This window comes from Gammaproteobacteria bacterium, assembly GCA_029882975.1.
In the GTDB taxonomy this organism is placed as follows: domain Bacteria; phylum Pseudomonadota; class Gammaproteobacteria; order SZUA-152; family SZUA-152; genus JAJDNG01.
Genome location: JAOUJW010000010.1, coordinates 69,742 through 94,686, shown reverse-complemented (window position 1 = coordinate 94,686; position 24,945 = coordinate 69,742). Strand labels below are relative to the sequence as shown.

Annotated in this window: 18 protein-coding genes; 6 read left to right on the top strand and 12 right to left on the bottom strand. The window is 49.4% G+C overall.

Annotation, left to right across the window (positions count from 1 at the left end; genetic code table 11):
• Positions 1 to 316 precede the first annotated feature (316 nt).
• The gene (locus OEY58_09490) at positions 317 to 1,159 is read left to right on the top strand and encodes an alpha/beta hydrolase (GenBank protein MDH5325680.1); all 843 of its coding nucleotides are present in this window, start codon (positions 317 to 319) and stop codon (positions 1,157 to 1,159) included.
• 3 nt (positions 1,160 to 1,162) lie between these two features.
• On the opposite strand, the gene argS is transcribed toward OEY58_09490, so the two are convergent.
• The 7 genes from argS to OEY58_09455 form a co-directional block, all read right to left on the bottom strand.
• On the bottom strand, positions 1,163 to 2,905 hold the full coding sequence (argS, locus tag OEY58_09485) for an arginine--tRNA ligase (GenBank protein MDH5325679.1): 1,743 nt from the start codon (positions 2,903 to 2,905) through the stop codon (positions 1,163 to 1,165).
• Between the two features lie 102 nt (positions 2,906 to 3,007).
• Complete coding sequence (gene ftsH / locus OEY58_09480; GenBank protein ID MDH5325678.1) at positions 3,008 to 4,918, bottom strand: ATP-dependent zinc metalloprotease FtsH; 1,911 nt, start codon at positions 4,916 to 4,918, stop codon at positions 3,008 to 3,010.
• Positions 4,915 to 6,087: a DUF839 domain-containing protein gene (locus OEY58_09475; protein MDH5325677.1), complete on the bottom strand. Its 1,173-nt coding sequence runs from the start codon at positions 6,085 to 6,087 to the stop codon at positions 4,915 to 4,917. The genes ftsH and OEY58_09475 overlap by 4 nt, the downstream gene beginning before the upstream one ends.
• Before the next feature lie 53 nt (positions 6,088 to 6,140).
• Positions 6,141 to 6,866 (bottom strand): hypothetical protein, encoded by a 726-nt coding sequence (locus OEY58_09470; protein ID MDH5325676.1) that lies wholly within the window; start codon positions 6,864 to 6,866, stop codon positions 6,141 to 6,143.
• A 10-nt stretch (positions 6,867 to 6,876) separates the two neighbouring features.
• Positions 6,877 to 7,779 (bottom strand): hypothetical protein, encoded by a 903-nt coding sequence (locus OEY58_09465; GenBank protein ID MDH5325675.1) that lies wholly within the window; start codon positions 7,777 to 7,779, stop codon positions 6,877 to 6,879.
• A 107-nt stretch (positions 7,780 to 7,886) separates the two neighbouring features.
• The gene (locus OEY58_09460; GenBank protein ID MDH5325674.1) at positions 7,887 to 8,288 is read right to left on the bottom strand and encodes an acyl-CoA thioesterase; all 402 of its coding nucleotides are present in this window, start codon (positions 8,286 to 8,288) and stop codon (positions 7,887 to 7,889) included.
• Complete coding sequence (locus OEY58_09455) at positions 8,285 to 9,739, bottom strand: M20/M25/M40 family metallo-hydrolase (GenBank protein MDH5325673.1); 1,455 nt, start codon at positions 9,737 to 9,739, stop codon at positions 8,285 to 8,287. The genes OEY58_09460 and OEY58_09455 overlap by 4 nt, the downstream gene beginning before the upstream one ends.
• Positions 9,740 to 9,895: 156 nt before the next feature.
• Between OEY58_09455 and OEY58_09450 the strand changes: the two genes are divergently transcribed.
• Together OEY58_09450 and mfd are read left to right on the top strand one after the other, a co-directional pair.
• Complete coding sequence (locus OEY58_09450; protein ID MDH5325672.1) at positions 9,896 to 10,933, top strand: pentapeptide repeat-containing protein; 1,038 nt, start codon at positions 9,896 to 9,898, stop codon at positions 10,931 to 10,933.
• A 210-nt stretch (positions 10,934 to 11,143) separates the two neighbouring features.
• Positions 11,144 to 14,602, top strand: a complete 3,459-nt coding sequence (mfd, locus tag OEY58_09445; GenBank protein ID MDH5325671.1) for a transcription-repair coupling factor — start codon at positions 11,144 to 11,146, stop codon at positions 14,600 to 14,602.
• A 285-nt stretch (positions 14,603 to 14,887) separates the two neighbouring features.
• Here the strand turns inward: mfd and OEY58_09440 are convergent, their stop codons facing one another.
• Entirely contained in the window at positions 14,888 to 15,709 is an 822-nt protein-coding gene (locus OEY58_09440; protein MDH5325670.1) for a cell division protein ZipA C-terminal FtsZ-binding domain-containing protein, read from the bottom strand.
• 74 nt (positions 15,710 to 15,783) lie between these two features.
• Positions 15,784 to 19,299 (bottom strand): chromosome segregation protein SMC, encoded by a 3,516-nt coding sequence (smc, locus tag OEY58_09435; GenBank protein MDH5325669.1) that lies wholly within the window; start codon positions 19,297 to 19,299, stop codon positions 15,784 to 15,786.
• A gap of 191 nt (positions 19,300 to 19,490) precedes the next feature.
• Here smc and queF point away from each other — a divergent pair, with 191 nt between their 5' ends.
• From queF to cysZ, 3 genes are read left to right on the top strand one after another with little or no spacing between them, the layout of a single operon-like run.
• Complete coding sequence (gene queF / locus OEY58_09430) at positions 19,491 to 19,880, top strand: preQ(1) synthase (protein MDH5325668.1); 390 nt, start codon at positions 19,491 to 19,493, stop codon at positions 19,878 to 19,880.
• Between the two features lie 12 nt (positions 19,881 to 19,892).
• Positions 19,893 to 21,194: an FGGY-family carbohydrate kinase gene (locus OEY58_09425; GenBank protein MDH5325667.1), complete on the top strand. Its 1,302-nt coding sequence runs from the start codon at positions 19,893 to 19,895 to the stop codon at positions 21,192 to 21,194.
• 3 nt (positions 21,195 to 21,197) lie between these two features.
• Complete coding sequence (gene cysZ, locus OEY58_09420; protein MDH5325666.1) at positions 21,198 to 21,932, top strand: sulfate transporter CysZ; 735 nt, start codon at positions 21,198 to 21,200, stop codon at positions 21,930 to 21,932.
• On the opposite strand, the gene OEY58_09415 is transcribed toward cysZ, so the two are convergent.
• The 3 genes from OEY58_09415 to OEY58_09405 form a co-directional block, all read right to left on the bottom strand.
• Positions 21,933 to 22,448, bottom strand: coding sequence for a DUF5658 family protein (locus OEY58_09415; GenBank protein MDH5325665.1), 516 nt, complete (start codon positions 22,446 to 22,448; stop codon positions 21,933 to 21,935). It abuts the gene before it with no gap.
• Positions 22,449 to 22,646: 198 nt separating this feature from the next.
• Positions 22,647 to 23,825 carry a pyridoxal phosphate-dependent aminotransferase gene (locus OEY58_09410; protein ID MDH5325664.1) on the bottom strand — a complete coding sequence of 393 codons (1,179 nt, stop codon included), beginning with the start codon at positions 23,823 to 23,825 and terminating at the stop codon, positions 22,647 to 22,649.
• Positions 23,826 to 23,862: 37 nt separating this feature from the next.
• Positions 23,863 to 24,621 carry an HAD family hydrolase gene (locus OEY58_09405; protein ID MDH5325663.1) on the bottom strand — a complete coding sequence of 253 codons (759 nt, stop codon included), beginning with the start codon at positions 24,619 to 24,621 and terminating at the stop codon, positions 23,863 to 23,865.
• Positions 24,622 to 24,945: the final 324 nt, after the last annotated feature.

Here is a 24,945-nt window from a genome sequence, read left to right as displayed (position 1 = left end):
TTGAGATTGTTTGAAAATAAACCAGACATTGAAAAAATTCGATCTGTGTCTCAGTTTTTCCCCGGTTTTCTTTGCCTCGTCATTGCTTTTGGTGCTATAAGTTGCCACTAGTCACTGACAAGTGACATTCAATCGATAAAAATTCCAGGGGGACATTCATGATCATCCGCAATATGTATCGTTTGACCATAATAGGCGATCTAAAATAAAGAACTAACAGCAAAACCCGGCAACTCTGAGTTTGCTAGAGTCTTGATAAGGAAATTGATTAAGGCTTGGTTCAAAGCACTCGGATTTGTCGGGTTACCCGCTACGCATGGACACATTACTTAACGTGTTAAAGATTGCCGCGATTGCTTACATCGCCATGTTGGCGTTGTTGTACTTTATGCAACCCGGTTTGATCTACTATCCCAAAATGCCTTCCAGGGAAATCCAAGCCACCCCCGGGAACCTCGGCCTGGCATTTGAAGATGTTACACTGAACACCCGTGATGGAATTTCCCTTCATGCCTGGTACATCCCTCATCCAAACCAAAACGGTGTGTTACTGTTTTTCCACGGCAACGCCGGAAATATTTCGCATCGACTCGACTCGATTCAACTTTTTCATCAGTTGGGTTTTAGCGTATTCATTCCGGACTACCGGGGCTATGGGCGCAGTCAGGGTTCTCCGTCTGAATCCGGCACATACAAGGATGCCGATGCGGCGATAGAGTATTTAACTCAACAGCGGGGAATCGCCTCAGAAACCATTACCGTTTTCGGCCGATCTCTGGGAGGCGCAATCGCCGGCTACACAGCAGCGAACTACCCGGTCGCCGGCTTGATATTAGAGTCGACCTTTACCTCTGCTAAAGACATGGCAGCCCGTGTGGTACCCTGGCCGGTTTTTCCTGTACGACTGTTGTCGCGCTACTCCTATGATTCGCGAAAACGCTTAGAGCAGATTCAGTGCCCTATTTTAATTGTGCACAGCCCTGAAGATGAAGTGATCCCTTATGCGCATGGACTTAGCTTATATGAAACCGCACAGCAGCCCAAACAACTGCTTACCATTCACGGTGGACACAACGATGGCTTTCTACTTAGCGGTGACATCTATAAGCATGGATTAAAACAATTCTTATCAAACCATGTTTATCGGAGAAAACACTAAGGTTTACATTTTTTCCAGGACGCGAATACCTAACAGCTGTAAACCCAACTTGATCGTGGAAGCCGTTACATCACACAGCAACATTCGTGTAATACGACTGTTGTCGCTATCGGCCTTAATCACCGGGCAAGCTTCGAAAAAAGTGGAAAACGCAGTGGCCAGTTCAAACAGGTAATTACACAATCGATGCGGTTCCAAACTGGACGCCACTGAATCCACTGAGCCGCTGAACTGGCTCAGTTTCAAGCACAGAGCTTTTTCCGCGTCGTGCACCATGGTTAGTTGCTCCGGTGTTAACGTGGATGGATCAAATTGACCAGCGCTACCTTCCAGGGCTTTGCGAAATATGGATCGAACCCGAGTGTAGGCGTATTGAATATAAGGCGCGGTATTACCTTCCATTGCCAACATGCGGCTCCAGGAAAACACGTAGTCCTTGATTCTATCTCCACTGAGATCAGCGTATTTGATGGCACCAATCCCCACCGTTGCTGCAATGTTGTCTTGCTCGTCTGACGTCAATCCTGGGTTTTTTTCTTTGACCACTTCGGTGGCACGACGTTTAGCCTCATCAATAAGGTCGATTAATCGCACTACCTCACCGCTGCGGGTTTTAAAGGGTTTGCCGTCTTCACCCAACACCGAACCAAAGGGAACGTGCTCTAAAGAGCTGTCGCCCACCCAACCGGCTTTTTGGGCTGTGGCAAACACCATGGCAAAATGTTGAATCTGCCGAGCATCGGTCACATAGATAACTCGGTGTGCATTTAATGTGTGTAAGCGATATTCCAGGCACGCCAGGTCGGTGGTGGCATACAAATAACCCCCGTCGGATTTTTGTATAATCAAGGGAATCTCGGCAACATCCGGCAAGTGCACCACTTGCGCCCCTTGGTCCAGGGTGGCCAGTTGCTGCTGTTGTAATTGCTCCACTGTCTGCGACAGGTGCTTATTATAACTGCTCTCACCCCGAATATGATCGTTGCTTAGGGTGACATCCAACTGTTGATATACCGAACTGAAATAGCGTTCAGACAATTCCACCAATGATTTCCATATGGCTACCGATTGAGGGTCGCCGCCTTGCAAGGCCACCACGCGTTCACGGCTGCGCGCCTTAAATTCCTCATCCGCATCAAAACGCTGTTTGGATTCCTGGTACAAGGCATTTAAATCACCGTAGGCCGCATTGGCATCGGCACTCCAGCCTTTATCCAATAAGTTCTCAATAAGCATGCCGAACTGGGTACCCCAATCCCCTACATGGTTTTGGCGTATGACTTTGTGCCCCTGAAACTCCAGGGTTCGAGCGATGGCGTCTCCAATGATGGTGCTGCGTAAATGCCCCACATGCATTTCTTTGGCGACATTAGGGCCGGAATAGTCCACCACCACGGTTTGTGGTTGCTCTGTCACACGAATACCCAAGCGTTCATCACCGGCTAATTGCAAACAATAGCGGCACAACGCAGCGGCCGAAAACCGCACATTAACAAAGCCCGGCCCGGCGATGTCCACACTTTCGCAAAGATCATCCAATTGCAAACAGTCACACACCTGTGTCGCCACCTCACGCGGATTGCGCTTTAAGGTTTTTGCCAGACCCATAGCGAAATTGGCCTGAAAATCTCCAAAACGGGGATCCTGGGTGGGGCGGATGAGGGGGTCCATGTGAGCGTAGTCGGATCCAAAAGCCTGAACAAAGGCGTCTTTAAATCGTTGCACTAAAAGCTGGGTCAAACTCATTGATCTGTGTACTCGGCGAATAAAAGCCTGCCATTATCAACCAGGCAGGCAAAAATGGAAAGAGCAAACACTAAAACGCCCTAAACACTTGAGCTCACACCACTATTGCTTTGGTTTCGGCCCCAAGCATTGCTCAATCTGCTCTCGATTCAGGCTCTCATATTGTTCCAGTTGGGCCACCAGCTGCTCCAAACCCTGACGATGATTTTGAATCACAGCCCTGGCATGTAACTCTGCATCCAGTAATAGTTTTTTCACAGCATCATCTACTTCTTCCGCTGAATGCTCGCTGTAATGACGTGGCTGGGCAATATCTCGGCCTAAGAACGGATGTTCCTCAGACTCGCGTAAATCTACCGGTCCTATTTCCTCCGACATACCCCAGCGGGATACCATAGCCCTGGCAATAGCACTGGCTTGATGAATATCGTCATCAGCACCGGAACTGACCGAACCCAACAGATCTTTCTCGGCCACCCTACCGCCAAGTACCACAGCCAATCGATCCTTCAAATAGTCCTCGGGCAAGGTATGACGCTCATGTTCCGGTAACTGTTGCGTCGCCCCCAAAGCACGGCCTCTGGGTATGATACTGACTTTGTATAACGCATCGGCATTGGGGAGGAAATAAGCCACGACAGTATGCCCGGATTCGTGCACTGCCAAACGGTGCCTTTCTTCCTCTGTCATTACCAAAGCCCGTTCCGTACCCATAATCACCTTATCATGCACATCGTCGAAATGACGCATATGGACTTCGTTAAGGTTCTCTCGAGCAGCTAAGATGGCGGCTTCATTGACCAGGTTTTTCAGATCGGCCCCTGAAAAACCGGGGGTCGCCTGAGCAACCCGCCTTAAATCCACATCCTCAGCCATCGGTGACAACTGACTGTGGACTTTCAAAATAGCTTCCCGGTCGGCCACGTCGGGTAGATCCAAAGTCACGTGCCGATCAAATCGGCCTGGACGCAATAAAGCCGGGTCCAATACATCAGGACGGTTTGTCGCTGCCAACACAATCACAGCTTCATGCCCTGCGAAACCGTCCATTTCCGCCAAAATCTGATTCAAAGTCTGTTCCCGCTCATCGTGTCCCCCACCTAATCCCGTACCACGAGTACGCCCCACGCTGTCCAATTCGTCGATGAAAATAATGCTGGGTGCATGGCGCTTGGCCGAGTCGAACAAACTGCGGACTCGGGAAGCTCCCACGCCCACAAAAACTTCTATAAATTCAGAACCGGAAATGGAATGAAAGGGCACGCCGGCCTCTCCCGCCAACGCTTTTGCCATAAGGGTTTTCCCTGTTCCCGGAGGCCCCATGAGCAACACCCCGCGGGGAATTTCCGCACCCATTTTCAGATATTTCTGTGGATTTTTTAGATAATCCACAATTTCCATGATTTCCTGTTTCGCGGCAGCTTGCCCTGCCACATCCTCAAATCTAATATCGGGAATAACGGTTTGCTTACGCGACAAGTCCAAAAACCGCTGTAAATCACCTCCCGCTCCCCCCATTCCTCCGCCTATCCCTCGTCTGGCCTGGCGCACAAACCAAATCAGCACTACAAAGAACACCACCCAGGGCAATAAAGACAGAATAAACGCAGACAACATCCCCGGCTGCTTTTCCTTTTCCACCTTAATTTTAACCTCGGCTTGTTCCAATGCCTGTAACAGGTTCTCTTCACCGAAGGGGGGAATCCGGGTGATAAAATGGGTGGAGTTTTGACCCTTAGGACCAATAGGTAGCGCATCAAACAAATGACCTTCCAGAGTTTCGCCTCGGATGATTACCTCATGAACGTTTTCCTGGCTCAAATATAACTTGAAATCGCTGTAGTTGATTTCGTAAACGGGGTCCCGCCCCTGCCCCATGTATAGGAGAAAATAGCTGACGGAAAAAACCACGGTGATAACGATGTAGACCAAAAGCGCAGAGTTGCGCGGTGGCTTTTCGCCCGGCCCAAACTCCGGCACCTCGGCATACGGATCTATTTTTTGACCGGTCATAAACTATGAAAGGGCCCCGTGACTTCATAGGTTCGCCCACCTTCCGGAGCCCCTAAAAACCCCCGCTGCGAACTGAAATACAATCTTGTGTAATCGGGATTAAACGCCACTCCCGTGACCTCGGATAAACCCTGTGAAGCCAGCTGTGCCACCGCTCGGGTGCGACCATCATGCGTCAATTTCACCACCTGAAAATCACCACCGTCCTCAGCGACGTATAAGCTCCCCAGCCTATCTGCAACAAGTGCATCCACACCTTGTAATATGCCGTAGGAACCCGTGTTTTTGTCCTTCTTATTTCCATCATAGATGACTTGAATGGTGGAGTTATTGACGTACAACACCCAAACACGGTTGTCGCGCTTGGTGGTAAAATACACTTTACCGTCGTAGTAACAAATCCCTTCGCCACCGCGAAATACTCGGCGCTGCTTAACTTGATACCGGGTAGGTATTGTGTCTGCATTGGGATCGGGAACGATTTCCCAAGCCAGTTTATCAGGTTCCCCGGATATACCAATAGCTACTTCCAACAAACCTTGAGATAAATCAACCGCACCATTGTCACTTATATTTGGTGTAAAGCGATAGAGACAGCCGTCTTTCTCGTCTTCGGTCATATAGATCTTCAGAGTACTGGGTTCCACTACAGCCGACTCATGCTTGAATATGCCCATTTGGGTTCTGACCATGGCCGGGTTCTTTCCCATAGGGTCACACTCCCAAACCCGCCCATTATGGACCTCTTCACAAGACAACCAGCTCCCCCAGGGTGTCACGCAACCCCCACAGTTTCTGTTTCCCCCTTCCAAAATCGAGTACGCAGACACAATCTCTGCTGCGCCATTAAAGCGAATCACCCCCACTTTGCCTTTTTTTGGCATTTCACTGTTGGAAATATACAGCCAGCCGCCATCGTCCAGGGCGACAGTGCCGCCGCCGTCGGGAGCGGCATGCCACTGATACGGAGAATCGGGATGTACCCGTTCTCCGGATTGGGCAATGAGTCGAGACGTAAAACCCTGCGGTAACCGAACTGAATTTTCATCCGCCGACAGCAAGGTATCGGGTGGCTTTTGGTTTTTGCAAGCACTGAGAAACGTCGCGGGAAAAGCCACGCATGCTGCGCCGGCTTTTAGAAAGTTACGTCTGGAATGATGTCGCCTCACGACATTGGGAACCTCTTGTTGATCACCATACCTATTTTACGCTATTTTGCCAATTAACGCTTGGCCTGCACCAATAATCGGTTCTCTTGCACCACAACGCTGTGCTGACTCAGCCGGAAATTAATTTTTCCTTTTCGAAACGGATGTTGCATCACCGGTCTGAATATCTCTGTAACATCAAACAACAATCGTTCCAGGAACCTATCCTTATATAGCAGTTCATTAATGAGATTGGCCAGGGCTTTATCAAGAGGCGGAATTATATTGTCAATATCAAGAAAACTCACCGCCAAGTATGGGCGCAAAAATACTTTTTTACCCCTTGTTTCCAAACGGGGAGCCAATTGGATGACTATATCTTTCACCGCTATGGTATTGCTGGAAACAATCCCTTTTAACACAGCCTTACCGCTGCCACCTATGGCTAAGGCACCTTTTTCCCCGGCGCGAAAACGGGTCAATTTCTCCAATACAATATAACTATCATCCAAGTGATGTACTTTGGAATTTTGCAAAGGTATTCGGAATCCCTCGCCAATAAAATTATTAATGAGCTTCTTGATCATGGTGTCACTGAATTCCAATGTAACATCCGGATCAGTCAGCTCAGGGTTCAGTGGCGGTAACTGTACGGGTTCGACACCGCCCCATAGGGTAATGATTCTATCACCGATCTCGCCAGTGCCTGAATCCACAGAGGGAATGGTAGATGTCGCGCCGCAAGCCACCAGGAAAACGGCGAACAGCTCCAACACAAGAATTCGCGTCAGCTTGCGCATCTTGCAGTCCTTATAAACGAGCCGCGATGAACATGCGGTCCTTATTAACATTTACAGAGATTTGTTGCGGCATTATGTTTACTTTCCGTTCTTGACCAAACAGGGAAATTTCCTGACTCACGGCCAGCAAAGGCGTTAAGTCTCTTTCCAGTAAATAGCCTTTCCCTAGCACCAATTCCTCAGCAATAGAAGCAAATAGCTTATCCACCACCGAAGAGTGATTTGCAATATCGATGTAGGTCATCCGCGCTTTAAGGCGCAACCAGGTTCGGTTGCCCTGAGTAACCACCGTAGGCGCGAATTGCATTGTGGCACTATTGACCTTTATACCTGCTTTTACCAAACCTCGGAATCCGGCATAACCGTCGTTAAAAAATGCCATAATCACGTTACGTTTTTCGTTAAATGCGATTCTCACCTTACGTAATTTAAAATAGCTATTGGTAACGTCCGAATCCAAAGCAATGGGGCTGCTCATTAATTCGCTGATCATTTGTTGCAAATAAGCTTGTTTGATGGTGATTTGGACATTGGCCCCCTCAATGGTTTGCTTGGGATTCTTAAGCCCCGGCGGAAATGATTTGGACTTCTGTAGTATGTTAACAATTTTATCGCTTCCATACTGCGCTTTTTCCAGTACGTCCAACGCAGCGCGTTGAGCGTCTTCCAACTCGTCTGACCATTGCCGGGTTACCGGATCCAGATGTTGTTTTTTGAATTGCTGCCAATGCCCGTTGATGCTGTCGCTAAGTTCAGTCTCAGCCAAAACAGTCGCTGAGGTGGTGGCCACATTTTGCGCTGCCTGCGATTGTGTTGACACCGCTGCTGCTTCTTGTGGCCCTGCCACAGGCACCCCTGGCACCAGAGCCAATAATAGTGCGATCAATCCTCTATAAGTTGATAGTCCTTTCATTTTCAATACTCCTGATTGTGACCCTATAGCCCCAGTAAACATAGCACAGCTTCCCAACTACGGAGAAAAGCCATGATTAAAGAGGTAAAACAAGCGATGATTTTCGACTAAGATTGGGAAATCGATTGCGAAAGCAGTTGAAACAAAGAGTCCGTATGTTGCAACTTCCCCTCTTCGTTGCGCAAAGCCACATAAGCCTTGGCGTCGACAACGACAGTATCTTTCCTCGTGATAGTCTGTGCAAACAACAACCTTAGGGGTGAATGCTGTTTTATCACGACACTGACTTCAAATTGATCACCGCTGTGTAAAGACTGTTTGTAGTCTATTTCCATGCGTACCAAAACCGCGTGAATTCCCTCTTGCAGCAACGCACTAAAAGATTTTCCCCGTGAGCCTAAAAACTCGTGACGGGCATGCTCCAAATAATTTTGATATACGGCATTATTGACAATACCCTGCATGTCGCACTCATAATCCCGGACACTCATTGGGATTTTAAACATCATTCCAAACCCTCCAAGCCCGTAAATAGCAAACGATAAAACAATACGGCTTTTTTTAAATCTTCAATACGAACCCGCTCATCCACACCATGATAGCGTTTTATATCCTCTCTGCTTATCCGGTTAAAACGAAACCGGTAAACATTTTCACTAACACTGCGGTAATGTTTAGAATCGGTACCGGCGACTGTTAAAGACGGTACAGCAACAATGGTCGGATCGACCTGGCTTAAGCTCGATGTAATGTGGCGAAACCCGGTGGCATCAATCGATGCGACAGGTGAGGGCTCATGAATCTTACCGAAGGGCTTAAATTCCAGCTCCCTATCTCCCGCTAAGCCCCGCAGTCGCAACAAAACCCGGTCACTGCTGTCACCGGGATGCAAGCGAAAATTAATCATCACTTTGGCTTGAGCCGGTAACACATTATCTGCTACGCCTGCATTAAACATAGTGACTGCGGCGGTGGTGCGAATCACCGCATTCGTACTGGGGGCACGACTTAACTGAGACAACACCAAAGGTTCAAATAACCACAAATTGGAAAACACCATACGCTGAGCCCAAGGCATATGAGGAGCCAGCCCTATGAACATATCCCGAACCGGAGCCCGTAAGACGGCTTCCGCAGGATGAGCTTCTACAGCGGTAACAAAAGCACTCAATTCACCCACGGCAGTGGATGGCGGAGGAACTGAAGAATGACCGCCGTTGCTGTGCCGGGTCACCTCGTAGCTGACATAACCTTTTTCCGCGACACCGATCAAAGCCACAGCCGGGACAACCCCAGGCACCACTCCTTGGGTTATCATTCCCCCTTCATCCAAAATGTATTCCGCTTTCACATTTCGTTGCTGTAAATACCGAGCAAGATGGACAGCGCCTTCGTTGCCGCCGGTTTCCTCGTCGTGACCCAAAGCCAGGTAAATATCCCGTTGCGGTTCCTGACCATCTGCCATCATCATCTCCAAAGCCTGGAGAATAGCGATCAAAGCCCCCTTGTCGTCCATGCTACCACGTCCCCAAACGTAACCGTCACGAAGGGTCCCGGAAAACGGAGGCTCTGTCCAACGAGTAATATTTGGCGCAGGCACCACATCAAAATGAGCCAAGACGATGATGGGTTTTAGATCACGGCGCTTTCCCTGCAGATGAAATAATAGTGAGTATTGATTGATTTGCAGTGGTGGTGCACTTTGGTGCAATAAGGGAAACTGCTGCTGCAGTAAGCTGTGAAAGTTCAAAAACGTTTTAGCATTGAAATAGTTAGGATCCGAAATGGTTGCCTGTTGAACTGCCAGTGAAAGTTTCTGCACTACCGCGTCGTCCACTAACGTCAGGTCCGTTGCAGCCCTTACTTCGGGAGCAGAGGCCACTGTGCGCACTGCGAGAATGAGCGCCAAGCCAAACAACATCGTTGCTATCAGCACCAACAGCTTTACCAATACTTTCATTTCGCTTTCCCTGTCTTACCCTGCCGTCTAACGGAAATGTTTAACAAAAAATTACATTCACCGATCGTGCACACATTTTGCTTATCTATAATCGTTTTTATGGTTAAATTTATGCAGCTTGAAAAATCCCGTACCAACGTTTGAAAACACTATATCATGTCACAACCTGTTAACATTGTCTCCACAAGCCTATCGGAACAGGATCAAGCGACGGACTTGTCATCCGTTACCGCGATCCAATGCCAATATATTACGCCAAATGGCAAACCTTGCCAGGAACCCGTAGAGGAAGGAGAGTATTGCAAGTGGCATGATTCGGAACAAATTCGTACCGACCCGGCTATTCGCCTGAATCTTCAAAGTCAAATCCGAAAAGTAAAAGTGGCGCAGGGCTACAAACTCGCTTTCGTGGACCTGCGCGACATTGATTTGATTCATCACGGCTCCAATGATGGCTATCAAATGCTAAACACGGATTTTTACCGCGCTGACTTGCGCGGGGCGCATATGTTTCGCCTTAACTTAAGCAACAGTTCCTTAATGAAAACCAACCTCAAAGGCGCCAATCTTCACAGCGTCAATCTCACCAATGCCAATTTGTTGGGAACTATACTGGATAAAACCCGTTTGGAAGGGGTTATATGGGGAGAGAAGGTCCTCCAGGAAAACCAGGCGGAAATATGTTCCGACCCGGAACAAAAGGCTCTCTTACTCAATGAAGCGGAAGAGGTCTACCGCAACCTGCGCACGATTCTGGACGGACAAGGTCACTCCCATACGGCCGGCTATTTCTTTCGGCGGGAAATGATCATGAAACGGTTTCAAATGCCACGCTTTTCAATACAGCGCTTGGGTTCCAAATTATTGGATTTGTTCAGCGGTTATGGCGAACAACCAACCCGTGTGATTTTATTTTCCATGACGGTGATTGCAATATTTATGGTGTTGTTCGCGTTGTTTGGGGTGAAATCCAACGGTGAAATTGTCCAATTAAGCAGCACAATGTCATTACAACAGAATTTCGGCACCCTGATGGAATGTCTGTATTTCAGCGTTGTCACCTTCACCACATTGGGATACGGCGACATTACGCCGTTTCAAATCACCCGGCTCATGGCAGCAACAGAAGCTTTCGTTGGGGCTTTCACCATGGCAGTGTTCGTGGTTATGGTGGTCAAGAAGATGTCCCGATGACTGCGTAAAACACAACCAATCCAACCCACCCACCGAATCGTATAAGCGCCGGGGAACTATACACAGACTTATCCACAGTTTTAGTGGAAATACATGAAACATCGGTAATGTTTCACGCTCCAGCAATGTTAGGTCCAAGCGCTTTAAACCGTCTGACATAGAGACTACAATACGCGGCTCAACTTAATTAACCCGCGGTATTGCAGTTGCATGAGTCAGTTACAGTCACCTTTTACCCCTAACATCCATCGGAAAACGGGGTTTAAAACCCATTGGGGCCGCCTCTACGGCAGCGCCGCCGCCCTGGCCCTGTGCAATGCCGCACGCCTGGAAAACGCTCCCGTGGTAGCTTTGACCATGGATACGCCCGGTGCCACCCGTTTGGAATACGAATGCCGCTTTTTCGGCGCAGGCACCGAGACATTACCCCTGCTTAGCTTTCCGGATTGGGAAACCCTGCCTTACGACGGTTTTTCCCCTCATCAGGATATCATTTCCGATCGTTTGGCCACCCTGTACCGCTTGCCCCAGTTGCAACAGGGCATTTTGATTGTACCCATTTCCACCCTTATGCATCGCTTGCCGCCCCGCGCATTCTTAGATGCCCACTACTTTGTCATGGATGTGGGTGATGACATCGACCTGGAAGCCTTGCGCCAACGCTTAACTCAGGCGGGTTACCGAGTGGTGTCCCAGGTGATGGAACACGGCGAATTCGCTGTACGGGGCAGTATTGTGGATTTATTTCCCATGGGAGGCTCGCAACCCTACCGCATCGAGTTGTTTGACCGGGAGATCGAAAGCATCCGCACCTTTGATGCCGAAGACCAACGCTCCTTGGAAAAAGTGCAACGCATACGCTTACTGCCTGCCCGGGAGTTCCCATTTACCGACGACTCCATCAAAACCTTTCGGGAAAACTACCGCCAGAGTTTTGAAGGCGACCCGCAAAACAGCCGTATTTATCATGACGTCAGCAATGGCATCACCCCGTCGGGAATAGAGTACTATCTGCCGCTGTTTTTTCAGAATACCGCCGTATTATTCGACTATTTACCGGAAAACACCATTATTGCCGGTTTTGGCGATTATCAGGGTGCAGCCGAGCTTTTTTGGCGGGAAGTCAACACACGCTACGATCAATACCAATACAACAGTGAACGTCCACCCTTACCGCCACGCCAGGGTTTTTTACCGGTTAATGAACTGTATGAAAACATTAATCGTTTTCCTATTGTTACACTACAGAGTTTTAAGCATGAAGATAAACCTGACAATTACAACTTCAGCAGTATCAAACCCCAAAGTCTGAATATCGATTCCCGCGCCGCCAACCCCACGGAAAAACTGGAACTGTTTCTCAACAGTTATGACGGCCAGGTTTTATTCGCCGCCGAATCCACCGGACGACGCGAGAGTCTTGCCGATTTGCTCAAAGAACGGGGAATAAAAACCACCGTTGTTGATAGTTGGCAGCAGTTTCTGCAAAGCGGCACCAGCCCTGCTATCACTGTTGCCGCGCTGCAGCAAGGCCTGCAACTGGAAGATCCGCATCTGGTGGTTATTGCCGAAGCTCAGTTGTACGGCGAGCAAGTGCTGCAACAACGCCGCCGTCGCGCCAAACAGCGTGATCCGGATTTGGTCATTCGCAATCTGGTGGAACTGGAGCCCGGCTCTCCCGTAGTGCATGAAGATCACGGCGTGGGCCGTTACCAAGGCCTGCAAGTATTGCAAGTGGGCGCCACAGAACAGGAATTCTTAACCCTGGAATACGCCGGTAAAGATAAACTCTATGTGCCGGTGGCCTCCTTGCATTTAATCAGCCGTTATACCGGTGCTTCTCCCGAGACGGCACCCCTGCACAAGCTGGGCAGTCCACACTGGGAAAAAGTCAAACGCAAAGCACGGGAAAAAGCCCGTGACGTGGCGGCAGAACTGTTGGATATTTATGCCCGGCGCGAAGCCCGCAAAGGCTATTCCTATCAGTTGGACAAAGAAGGCTATCAAACCTTCAGCCGCGCCTTTCCCTTTGAAGAAACCCCGGATCAGGAGGATGCCATCACCGGTGTGATTCAGGACATGCGTTCCGACAAACCCATGGACCGACTGGTGTGCGGCGATGTCGGCTTCGGTAAAACCGAAGTGGCCATGCGAGCGGCTTTTGTGGCGGTACAAGATGGCAAACAAGTGGCCATGTTGGTGCCCACCACACTGCTGGCACAACAACACTACGAAAATTTTCAAGACCGTTTTGCCGACTGGCCGGTTAAAATACAGTCCCTATCCCGGTTTCGCTCCAAAAAAGAACAAGACGAGATCCTCAAGGGTCTGGAGAGCGGAACCGTGGACATTATTATCGGTACGCACAAACTGATTCAAGATACGGTGAAGTTTAAACGCCTGGGTCTGGTGATCATTGACGAGGAACACCGTTTCGGCGTACGCCAAAAAGAGCAGTTCAAAAAACTGCGCTCGGAAGTGGACCTGCTCACCCTCACCGCCACACCCATTCCCCGTACCCTCAACATGTCCCTCTCCGGTTTGCGCGACTTATCCATTATCGCCACGGCTCCGGCCAAACGCATGGCGGTAAAAACTTTTACCAGCCAATGGAACGATACTCAAATCCAGGAAGCCTGCATGCGTGAGATTCGCCGCGGCGGTCAAGTATTTTTCCTGCACAATCAGGTGGAAACCATCGAAAAAATGGCGGCACAAATTGCCGCTTTGTTGCCGGAAGCCAAGGTGGAAATTGCCCACGGGCAAATGCGCGAGCGGGAATTGGAACGCGTTATGGCGGATTTCTATCACCAACGTTTCAGTATACTGGTCTGCACCACCATCATTGAAACCGGCATTGACGTTCCCAATGCCAACACCATCATCATTAACCGCGCCGATCGTTTTGGCCTGGCCCAACTGTACCAATTACGCGGTCGTGTGGGACGCTCCCATCACCAGGCCTATGCCTATCTCATCACACCCCCGCCCAAGTCCATGACCGCCGATGCCGTCAAACGACTGGAAGCCATCGAGTCCATCGAAGACCTGGGCGCCGGCTTCACCCTGGCCACCCACGATTTGGAAATCCGAGGTGCCGGCGAATTGCTGGGCGAAGACCAAAGCGGACAAATGCACGAAATCGGATTTGATATGTATATGGACCTGCTGGAACGGGCCGTCAAAGCCATGAAATCAGGCAAACAACCGGAACTGGACCAACCCCTGGATCACGGTGCCGAAGTGGACTTGGGCATCTCTGCGCTGATCCCCGATGACTATTTACCCGATGTGCACTCACGTTTGATTATGTACAAACGTATTGCCAACGCGGCGGATCAAGCGGAACTGCGGGAACTGCAAGTGGAAATGATCGACCGCTTCGGCTTGTTACCGGAAAACACCAAGAACCTGTTTAGCATAACCGAACTTAAGCTTCTGGCGACACCTCTGGGTATCAAAAAATTGGAATTGGGCAGCGAAGGCGGCCGCATTGTGTTTAACACCAAACCCAATATAGACCCTATGAACATCATTAAGCTGATCCAAACCCAATACAATACCTACAAACTGGAAGGCCAGGACAAACTGCGCATCGTCAAGAAACTGGAAGACCCGGCACAACGGCGGCAGTTTGCGGAGCAGTGTTTAGGTTTGTTGCAGGGCTAAGATATGGTGAACCTAATGATGGCACGATTCATTGCACCACAATTTTGTATTTTCCACCCACAATGTTGTAAGCAAGCGTTAAGGGCTCATCAGCGGAGTACCCGGCTTTCATAATACCGTTCGAGGCTAATTGAATAGAACCCACGGTGATATCCGTACGTCCGCCGGTAGATGGTAAAGTAGCAAGTGTCGCGAAAGGCAGGAGCCGGGAGAGACTATTCCGCCCTACCCGCTACAAGTAGCGTAGCCCGGCTGTAGCCTGCTACCTTGCTACCGATAAAATAATTAATGCACTGAGCGGCGATTGAGACTTCTGAGTTTGAGGTTGTAAGCGGAAATTTCGTCTTTGATGTTAGCCATGGCTTGCAGGGTCATTTTGTTGCGTTTTTCATCGCAGAACACGCCTCCTAAACGCCCGGCGAAGTATTTGGCAACTTGGCACATGCGCTCAAAGGCCAGGACGCCGTCCAAGGGGCCGGGGATTTGCAGAAACAGGGTTAAACCTGCTGTTTCATAACTGCTCAACCGGGAACGGTCAAAATACCCCGGTTCGGTCGCGCTGGCGATACTGAAAACCTTTTGCCTGACTTTTCGGTCCAGGGGGTCGGCTTGTTCATAATAATGATAAATACTCATGTCACCGTAGACCAAAGATGTGGACTCGATACTGGCCTTCACGTCCACACCACGAAACTTGGAAGCTTTTGGGGAAATGACATTAACACAAATAATCAGAGGCTCGACGCCGGGGGGCAGCGGTACCGGAGGCACATAATCCTCCACGACATATTCTTCTTTTCGAGCCGGCTTTGTGTGAAGACGGTCGAATTGCACCAAATCGTCTTCGTTGGTAAGACTTTCAAAATCCCCTTCGCAATCCAACACATGGACATCTTCGTCCATAAAAAAATCGTCTTCGTCATGCTTTTGTAGTGGAGAGAAACCCGGTTCCAAAGACTGCAGATCCAATCCACTTTGTCCGTTCTTACGCTTGACCCTGCGTCCGTTGATGTAGATACCAAGGATAATAAATACCCCGGCAGCGATTAACATCAGCCTAAGATCATTGGCGAAAAATGCCTCAAGGTCTATTTCGATGTTCGGCACGTTCTTCCTCTACGCTTGCCTCAGAGGCTTGCAACCTGCTTGCGACCCTTGGCCGCTCTACCCTTGGGGTACAACTACCCCACTGCCATATCGTAGGCTTCATCCACGTCCACGGCAACAATGCGGGACACACCCGGTTCATGCATGGTAACGCCGTTAAGTTGGTTGGCCATTTCCATGGTAATTTTGTTATGGGTGATAAAAATAAACTGCACATGCTCCGACATTTCCTTAACCATGTTGCAGAATCGGCCCACATTGGCGTCATCCAACGGTGCATCCACCTCATCCAGCATGCAAAAAGGAGCCGGATTCAACTGGAATATGGAAAATACCAGTGCCACTGCCGTCAGCGCTTTTTCACCGCCCGAAAGCAAATGAATACTACTGTTACGTTTACCCGGCGGTCGCGCCATTACTGTTACGCCCGTGTCCAGCAGATCTTCACCGGTGAGCTCCAGATACGATTGACCACCGCCAAACAACCGCGGAAATAACTCTTTGAAACCTTCGTTAACCTTTTCATAGGTCTCTTTAAATCGGGAACGGGTTTCGCGATCGATTTTCTTAATAGCGTTTTCCAACGTCAACAGAGCCTCGCTCAAATCGTCAAATTGAGCATCCAGGTATTCTTTACGCTCCAGCTGTTGCTGATACTCTTCGATAGCGGCCAGATTAATGGGTCCCAGACGCTGAACCCGTTGTGCCATTTTATCCACTTTCTCCTGCCAGAGTGTCTCCTCGGCTTCCGGCGGCATTTGCTCGCACAAAGTGGCGAGATCGTGCCCGGTTTCCTGCAAGGACTCTTCCAGGGTCTGGCGACGTACTTTTTGTTCCTGTTGCGCCATGCGCATCAGATCCATTTCCTGACGTATGGACTCTGAACCCTGTTCCACTTCATGGCGTTCACTGGCCAGCGCTCGCATGGAATGGTCCAGTTCTTCGACACCTCGACGGGCTGCTGTGAGTTGAGCCTCTACGTCAACGCGCCGGTTTAAAAAGTCCTGCAATTCTTCCGCCATTTGTTGCAGCGGTGCTTCACTTTCTTCAATTTGACGTTGCAACTCCTCCCGCCGGGCGGTGAGCTGCTCCAGTTGTTTGTCCATGCGTTGCTGGTTCTGCTCAGTGGAATTCAGTTCGGTACGCATGGTTTGTATTTTCATGGCTATATCATGGGCCACATCCCGATCGTGCCTGGCCACAGAACGGGTATCATCCAAACGTCGACGTAACTCGTCTTTGCTGGCTTCCAACAGTTCTCGCTGTTGCGCAAACTCTTCCATCATACGAATGGCACCGTCCAGAGACCCGCGTGCGGCTTCGGTTTCCTGTTCGCTTTTTAGATTATGGGTTTTTAATTCTTTCACTTCAGCCAGAATGGTTTCACGACGCTGCACAACCTGATCGTAGCGCGCTTGCTTACCACCCAGCTTGGATTGCACTTGCGCTTTTAATTGATTCGCTTGATTGTGTTCGTTCTGTAGTGCTTCTCGTTGCTCCTCCATGGAATGCAGGCTATCGCGCCCCTGTTGCAAATCCGATTGCAACTGTTCGATTTGCGCTTCCAGCACTTGAATATTTTCATTCAAATTAGCCAGTTCCTGTTCGCGCTGTATTACACCCTGTTTTTCGTCGCTTTCCTTAAGAAGTCGCAACCAACCTTTACCAACCCAAACCCCGTCGCGACAAATCAGTGATTGGTGATCCAACAAGCGCGGGCGCAATGCCAGTGCCGAACTTAGATCTTCCACACAATAGACACCCGGCATCAGGGTATTGACGTTCCAGGGCGAGCTGATTTTACTGAGTAAGGACTCACCCAGTTCGCTATTGCTTGCTGCCGGTTCGACAGTCACAGCAGTATCGAACAAAGCCAGGCTGCCGTTTTCAAAACTGCTGAGTATATCACTGACGGAATTCAAACCATCGATGCAAACCGCTTCCAAATTAAAGCCCAGTACGCATTCTACTGCCTTTTCCCATCCAACCTGCACATCAAGGGATTGAGCCAGACGTTGGGCCTGGCCCAATCCGTTTTGCTCCAACCAGGATGTCACCACGCCTTCTTGTTTGCCTAAGGCCGCCTGTTGTAGAGCTTCCAAAGAAGATTGGCGGCCCTGCAGACTTTGTAATTTGCCACGCCGTTCGTTTAGCTGTCGATCCAACTCCACATTGCGTTCACGCTGTTCACTGATCTGGTTCAATTGTTCATGCAGCTGATGTTGCATTTCGTCGCAACGTGCTGTGTTGATCTCCTGTTCACTGTTGAGCTGTTCAATTTCCATCGCCAATGCATCCGGCACTAAAGACTCCAACTCGATCTCGAGGCGCTTCAGGGTATCCAGGGCTCTGAGAATCTGTTGTTCCAGGTGAGCAATGCGGGTACGTTCCACTTCAGCTTTCTGTGCAGGTTCGGCCGCTTTATTATTGAAATCTTCCCACTGTGCTTGCCAGGTATTCATAGCCTGCTCGGCATCCGCCAGTTCTGCAGCAGAATTGCTTTCTTTTTCTCGCGCCAACTCCAAGGCAGGTTGGTTCTCTTCCAAAGCAGCGCTCAGTTCCTCGATGCGGGTAAGATCGGTTTTTATGTGCGCGGACGCTTCATACCAGGACTCTTCCGCAGTTTTCAAATCCTGCTCATTTTGAGTTTTACGTTCCTTGGTGTGAGCAATGGACTGCTCCACCCGGGCGATCTCCGAACCCACACTGTAGTAGCTCGCCTGGATTTCGTTAAACTCCTCGCTGGCTTCCAGATGCTGGTCTCTTTGTTTCTCTATGTCTGCCTCGATGCTGCGCAGTTTGGCTATGACCGCTTCATAACGATTCCGCGTCTCGCCGATCTGTTCCTGTTTAGCTTGGATTTGGCGATCCAAGCCCTGCCAGCGCAACGCCGTTAACTGCGCCTTGAGCAAGCGCTCTTCTTCTTTGAGAATTTTATATTTTTCTGCGGTGCGGGATTGGCGTTGCAACTTATCCAGCTGTTTGGCCAGTTCCTCGCGCAAATCGGTCAAACGTTCCATATTCTCGCGGGTATGGCGAATCCGGGTTTCGGTCTCTTTTCGCCGTTCCTTGTATTTGGAAATTCCGGCAGCTTCCTCCAGGAAAACGCGCAAGTCTTCCGGTCTGGCCTCAATCAATCGAGAAATCATTCCCTGTTCAATAATGGAATAGCTGCGTGGTCCCAGGCCTGTACCTAAAAATATGTCGGTAATATCCCGGCGGCGACAGCGGGTACCGTTTTGGTAATACTGTGACTGACCGTCACGAGAGACCATACGCTTAATGGAAATCTCACTGTATTGGGCATATTGGCCACCCAGAGTGCCGTCGCTGTTATCGAAAATCAGCTCTATGGATGCCTGCCCCACGGGTTTGCGGGTATTGGAACCGTTAAAAATAACGTCGGCCATGGAATCACCGCGCAAATTTTTAGCCGAAGATTCCCCCATTACCCATCGCACCGCATCGATAACATTTGATTTGCCACAGCCGTTGGGCCCGACCACGCCAATTAAATTGGATGGTAGTGGAATGGTGGTCGGGTCTACGAACGACTTAAACCCTGCGAGTTTGATTTTGCTCAAGCGCATGTGAGATCCATGATTCCTTTATTAGATGTTATGACCGGGGTTTTTGAAACCCGACTTGTAATGCTTATTTCGCTTTGCGTGATCGTCCACTGCCTGTGATAAACTACGCCTCCTTATAGAACCAGCCCTGTTTTGTCGGCCATTTATGTCGACCAAAGTTAGCGAGCCAAACTACCATACGAGACCTGTTTATGCCTAGTCAACCCAGCAAAGAAATCGAAACTTTTGATAACCCTAATATTGACAGGGATTATACTATTCGAATAGAAGTGCCGGAATTTACCTGCCTGTGTCCGAAAACGGGACAGCCGGATTTCGCCACATTTTCCATTGAATATGTACCGGATTCGCGTTGTATTGAACTCAAATCCCTTAAATTATACATGTGGTCTTTCAGGGAAGAAGGCGCGTTTCATGAAGCCGTTACTAATCAGATACTTAACGACTTGGTCCAAGCCTGCCAACCGCGTTTCATAAGGTTGAGTGGTGATTTTAATGTACGCGGCGGCATTTATACAACCGTCGTTGTGGAGCACCGCCACCCTGAATGGACCCCGCCTGTTCCCGTACAGCTGCCCTGATTAACTCAATCCATGTTCATTGGCCTGGATCTGGGTACTTCCGGTTGTCGCGCCTGCGTCATTGACTCACACAATCGGGTTCTGGCACAGCAGCGCACCTCTTTTCCCCCGCCTCAAAGCCGGGGCAACGCGGTGGAACAGGATCCGGCCATATGGTGGGACCTGTGCCTGCAAACCCTGGAAGCGGTTATCAACCAAATTGATCCGGCATGCATCCAGTCCATCAGTGTGGATGGCACCTCCGCCACTGTATTACTGTGCGATGCCAACGGCCAGGTCCACAGCCCCGCACTGATGTACAACGATGCCAGAGCCCAGGAGCAAGCCCGACGCATCGCCGCGATAAGCCCAGCCCATTCGGCAGCTCAAGGGCCCAGCTCCACATTGGCCAAAGTGCTCTGGTTCCAGGACAACGGGTATCCTGTGGGTGATTTGAGAATTCTGCATCAGGCGGACTGGATCAGTGGCTGTCTTAGCGGAATTTTTGGTTACACCGATAGCAACAACAGTCTCAAACTGGGTTATGACCCCCTTATAAAATCCCAAACCAACCCATGGCCGAGTTGGTTGGAACAGTTGAATCTTCCCTTGACCGGGTTTCCCAAAGTTTTTGCTCCCGGCCAGACTGTGGCTCACATCAGCCCGTCAATCGCCCAACGGTTACGGTTACCTGCCCATACCCAAATAGTCGCCGGCACCACCGACAGTACAGCGGCTTTCATCGCCTCCGGGGCTCATGTGGCGGGAGACGCCGTCACCTCGCTGGGTTCCACCTTGGTGCTCAAATTACTCAGCGACAAACCTTTATTTGCCCCTGAGTACGGAATCTACAGCCAACCATTTTTCGGCCGCTGGCTTGTGGGCGGCGCATCCAACAGTGGCGCAGCGGTATTTTTGCAATACTTTAGCAAAGAACAACTACAGCAAATGACCCCATTAATAAAACCGCAACAGGATACGGAACTAAAGTACTACCCCTTGAGTCAACCGGGAGAGCGATTTCCCATCGCCGACCCCACTCTGGCACCGCAACTGAGCCCAAGGCCCGACTCGGACCTGGAGTTTTTTCAGGGACTGCTGGAGGGGGTTGCCGCTGTGGAGAAACGTGGTTACGATCTATTGAGGGATTTATGCGGTGTTTATCCACGTCGCGTGTTCAGTAACGGCGGTGGTGCTGACAACCAACCCTGGCTTGAAATCCGTCAACGTTATTTAGGTGTACCCGTATTGAAAGCAGAGCATACTGAGGCAGCTTTCGGTGCGGCAAAATTGGCACAATGGGGATGCAAGTCGTCTCTCGAGGAGGAAATCTGAATTATGGGCAATCCGGTTAAAGGCGCAACGTATTTATTCAGCGGTTTAGGGCTGATTTTCAAGCCAGGCATACGTGGCTATGTAGTGATACCGCTGAGTATTAATGTCTTGTTGTTCGCCGCTCTTGTCTGGTTTGGGGTTGCCCAGTTTTCCCTGCTGACGGATTGGGTCAATGCGCAAATACCCGAATGGCTGCAATGGCTATCCTGGCTACTGTGGATTGTGTTCGCTATGGGCATCCTGCTGGTGGTGTTTTTTTGTTTCTCCCTGCTGGCTAATCTAGTCGCCGCACCTTTCAATAGTTTACTGGCACAAGCCGTGGAACGCACGCTGGACCCGAACGCCGCCACAATGGAAAAGACCGAATCCGGCAAGAGTTTTGTTGCCAACTTCATTCCCGCTATCGCCAATGAGCTGCGTAAGATTCTCTATTTTCTGGGCTGGTCCATTCCTTTTTTAATTCTATTTTGGATTCCAGTGATCCATTTCGCCGCACCGGTGTTGTGGTTCTTATTTACTTCCTGGATGCTTTGCCTGGAATACGCGGACTATCCCATGGGAAATCACGATTTGTTATTTGACGAACAAAAACAAAAACTGAAAGGAAAACGTCTGACTTCGTATGGCTTTGGCGCCATGGTCAGTGTAGCAACCATGACCCCCATTGCCAATTTTCTTGTTATGCCCGCAGCCGTTGCGGGTGCCACCTTGCTCTGGGTGAAAGAATTTAAGGCTTGACTACAAACCAACAAACAATTTGGAGAAGAAATCCACGCTCACTAACATAGCGAACTCATAGCTTACCAGGGCTCCATACATAAAAAAGGCTAAGTACATTAAATGGTAGCCATTGAATCGATTTAAAAAACGAAAATTTTTGTGCATCACCAAAAACAGTAGGCACAGCGCCGTCATGGAAAATTTCACCAACAGGAAAACTGTCTCCCCTTGTTGGATGAAATAGAGCATGAACGGATTTAATTCCTCACTACCGTGCTGCAACAAAGCCAGGGTAAAAAAGGCATCACAAATACTTAAAAACAAGGCCGTTATGGCCATGTAAACGAACCAGGGCTCGTGACGGTCTACGTACACATCCACTTGCTCTTCAGAAACTCGACGCGGCCCTACGCGGCGATTTTTAAAAATTGAATAAACAGCGGTTTTCGCTGTGGTTCTTCGTCGATCTCTGCGTGTGCCTCGCATTTGATATTGCTCACCACTTTGGGGGTTATAGTCACTGCGTTCAAACATGAATCTTAATCTCACACTCAAAATTACGTGCCGCTACCCCACGCTTGAGGGGAACCGTGTCACAATTTGGTTAATTCTTGTTCAACTTTACCTAAGTGTATCGCCGTTTTCCAGATTTTGTTAAATATCTCGACACTTAATAAGCTTTTAAACAATTAAGATATATTTGAGAATTGAATGACTTAAGGAGAGCATATATTATTTATTGATATAGCCATTGATATTATTAATACCTTGAGCCAATGCATCCATGCCAGTGGTGTAAGCAAAGCGTAAATGCTCTTGGGAACGATGCCGGCCAAAATCAATTCCCGGCGTTACCGCCACTGCCGCCTGCTCCAATAAACGTTGTGAAAAATCAAAACTGTCCTGAGTCAATGCAGCGCAATTGGCGTACAGATAAAACGCACCCTGCGGGGTGGATGCAATCTGAAAACCCAGCTGCCGCAGTTCGGGCAATAAATAGTCGCGCCGCTGTTTGAACTGTTCGACCCGCTGTTCCAACTGTACCCGCGTTGCCGGAGAAAAAGCCTCTAAGGCCGCATACTGGGATATGGTTGGTGGTGCCAGAAACAGGTTTTGCGCCAATTTTTCTATGCTGCCGGTCATATGATCGGGGCATACCAACCAACCCAGGCGCCAACCGGTCATATTGAAATATTTAGAAAAACTATTAATCACAAACACCCGTTCCGACAAATTAGCGCAAGTAAATGCGACAGTGTCGTAAACCAGGCCGTGGTAAATTTCGTCTACAATCAAATACGCATCGTTTTTTTCCACCCAACGCAACAAATCTCGACATTGTGACTCGGACAACAAGGTTCCGGTGGGATTCGAAGGTGAAGCCACCATCACGGCCACCGTACGCTGTCCCTTGTGCTGCTGCGCCAGTTCCGGTGTGATTTGATAGTTGCTGCTGTCATCCACGGGAACGCCAACCGGTTCGCCTTCCAATAAGCGAACAAAATGCCGGTTACAAGGATACCCCGGATCCGACATTAACACTTGATCCCCCGGATTGACCAAAGCCGCCAAAATAAGCATTAACGCTCCGGAGGCTCCCGGCGTCACCACAATCTGTTGAGCAGGTACATGCCTGCCATACTCATCCGCATAAAACCGGGAAATGGCTTCGCGCAGGTGTGGCAAACCCGATGCGGGGGTGTAGTGGGTTTTGCCCTGCGCCAAAGCCGCCACACCGGCATTGATGATGGTTTTGGGTGTGGTGAAATCGGGTTCGCCAATTTCCATGTGCACCACCGACCGGCCTTGAGCTTCCAACTCTCGGGCACGAGCCAATATGGCCATCACATGAAAAGGTTCAATATGTGCTAAACGTTGGGCAAAATGCCATTTATCCGAGGTTGTGCTCACTGCGTGTTCCTTTCAACACCACCCCGTATTACCACGTTTAAGAGGCCAGGAGGTGTCGCAATAATTCCAAGTTTAGATAAGTATGGCCATAAGTGTTTCCCTCCGCCACTGTAAATGGCTGGTCCGGCTCGCCCAGATGATCCACGACTAATGCAGCCCCGTCAAAATTATGCGTACGGGTAAAATCGTTGGTGCTAATTACTGTGGTAAGCCCCGCCGCACGGGCCGCCTGAATACCATTTTCCGAATCCTCCAGGGCAACGCACTCACTTGCATCCAAGCCCAGTTCCCGTAAAACGTAGTCATAGATGTCCGGTGCCGGTTTTTTCGCTTGTACCATATCTCCGGCTCCGATCACGTCAAACCAAGCCATCCCTCCTTCACCCAATGTGCTGGCCAATAAGGCTTCCACATTGGCCAGCGTGGTAGTCGTGGCAATGGCCAGACGTACCCCCTGCTGTTTGGCTTGTTCCAACAGGCGCTTGACCCCGGTTCGCAGAGTCACTTGACCCGAAGCCATCATCCGTGTGTATTTTTCCGTCTTACCTTTGTGCATTTGGGCAATGTATTGATCCAGGTCAGGGGGGGCTTCAAAGGCGGGTTTGTAGGTATCTATAAAATGCAGCATACGCTCTTTACCGCCGGTTACGGCGAGCAACTCCAAGTACCTCTCCTTAGACCAAAACCAATCCAAACCCGCTTCGGTGAACTGGATATTGAATGCCTGCCGATGCATCTCCTCCGTATCCGCCAGCGTACCATCTACATCAAAAATAATTGCCTTTAATTCAGCCACGTTTTTAACACCTTTAAAAACAATAAGTTGCAAAGATTACTTGATGGCGATTGAGGAAGCAAATCTTTGCTTCAGTCAATTCATGCTCAATCTTTATTCAAATAAAAACCAAGCCTGACAGTCTACCTAAAAATTTTTTCGGCAAAAAGCCATTGTGGGTCTAAACTTTCTATCGAATTAATTTACTAACTAAAATGAGCCTATTGACCACAAAAGCAAAATGGTGAAAAAAAAGCCATAATTAGATAATGGATTGTGTTTGTCAGTCGTTTTTGATATAAGATTCGCCCTTAAATTTTTATACCTGTAAATGGGAGCAGTTAA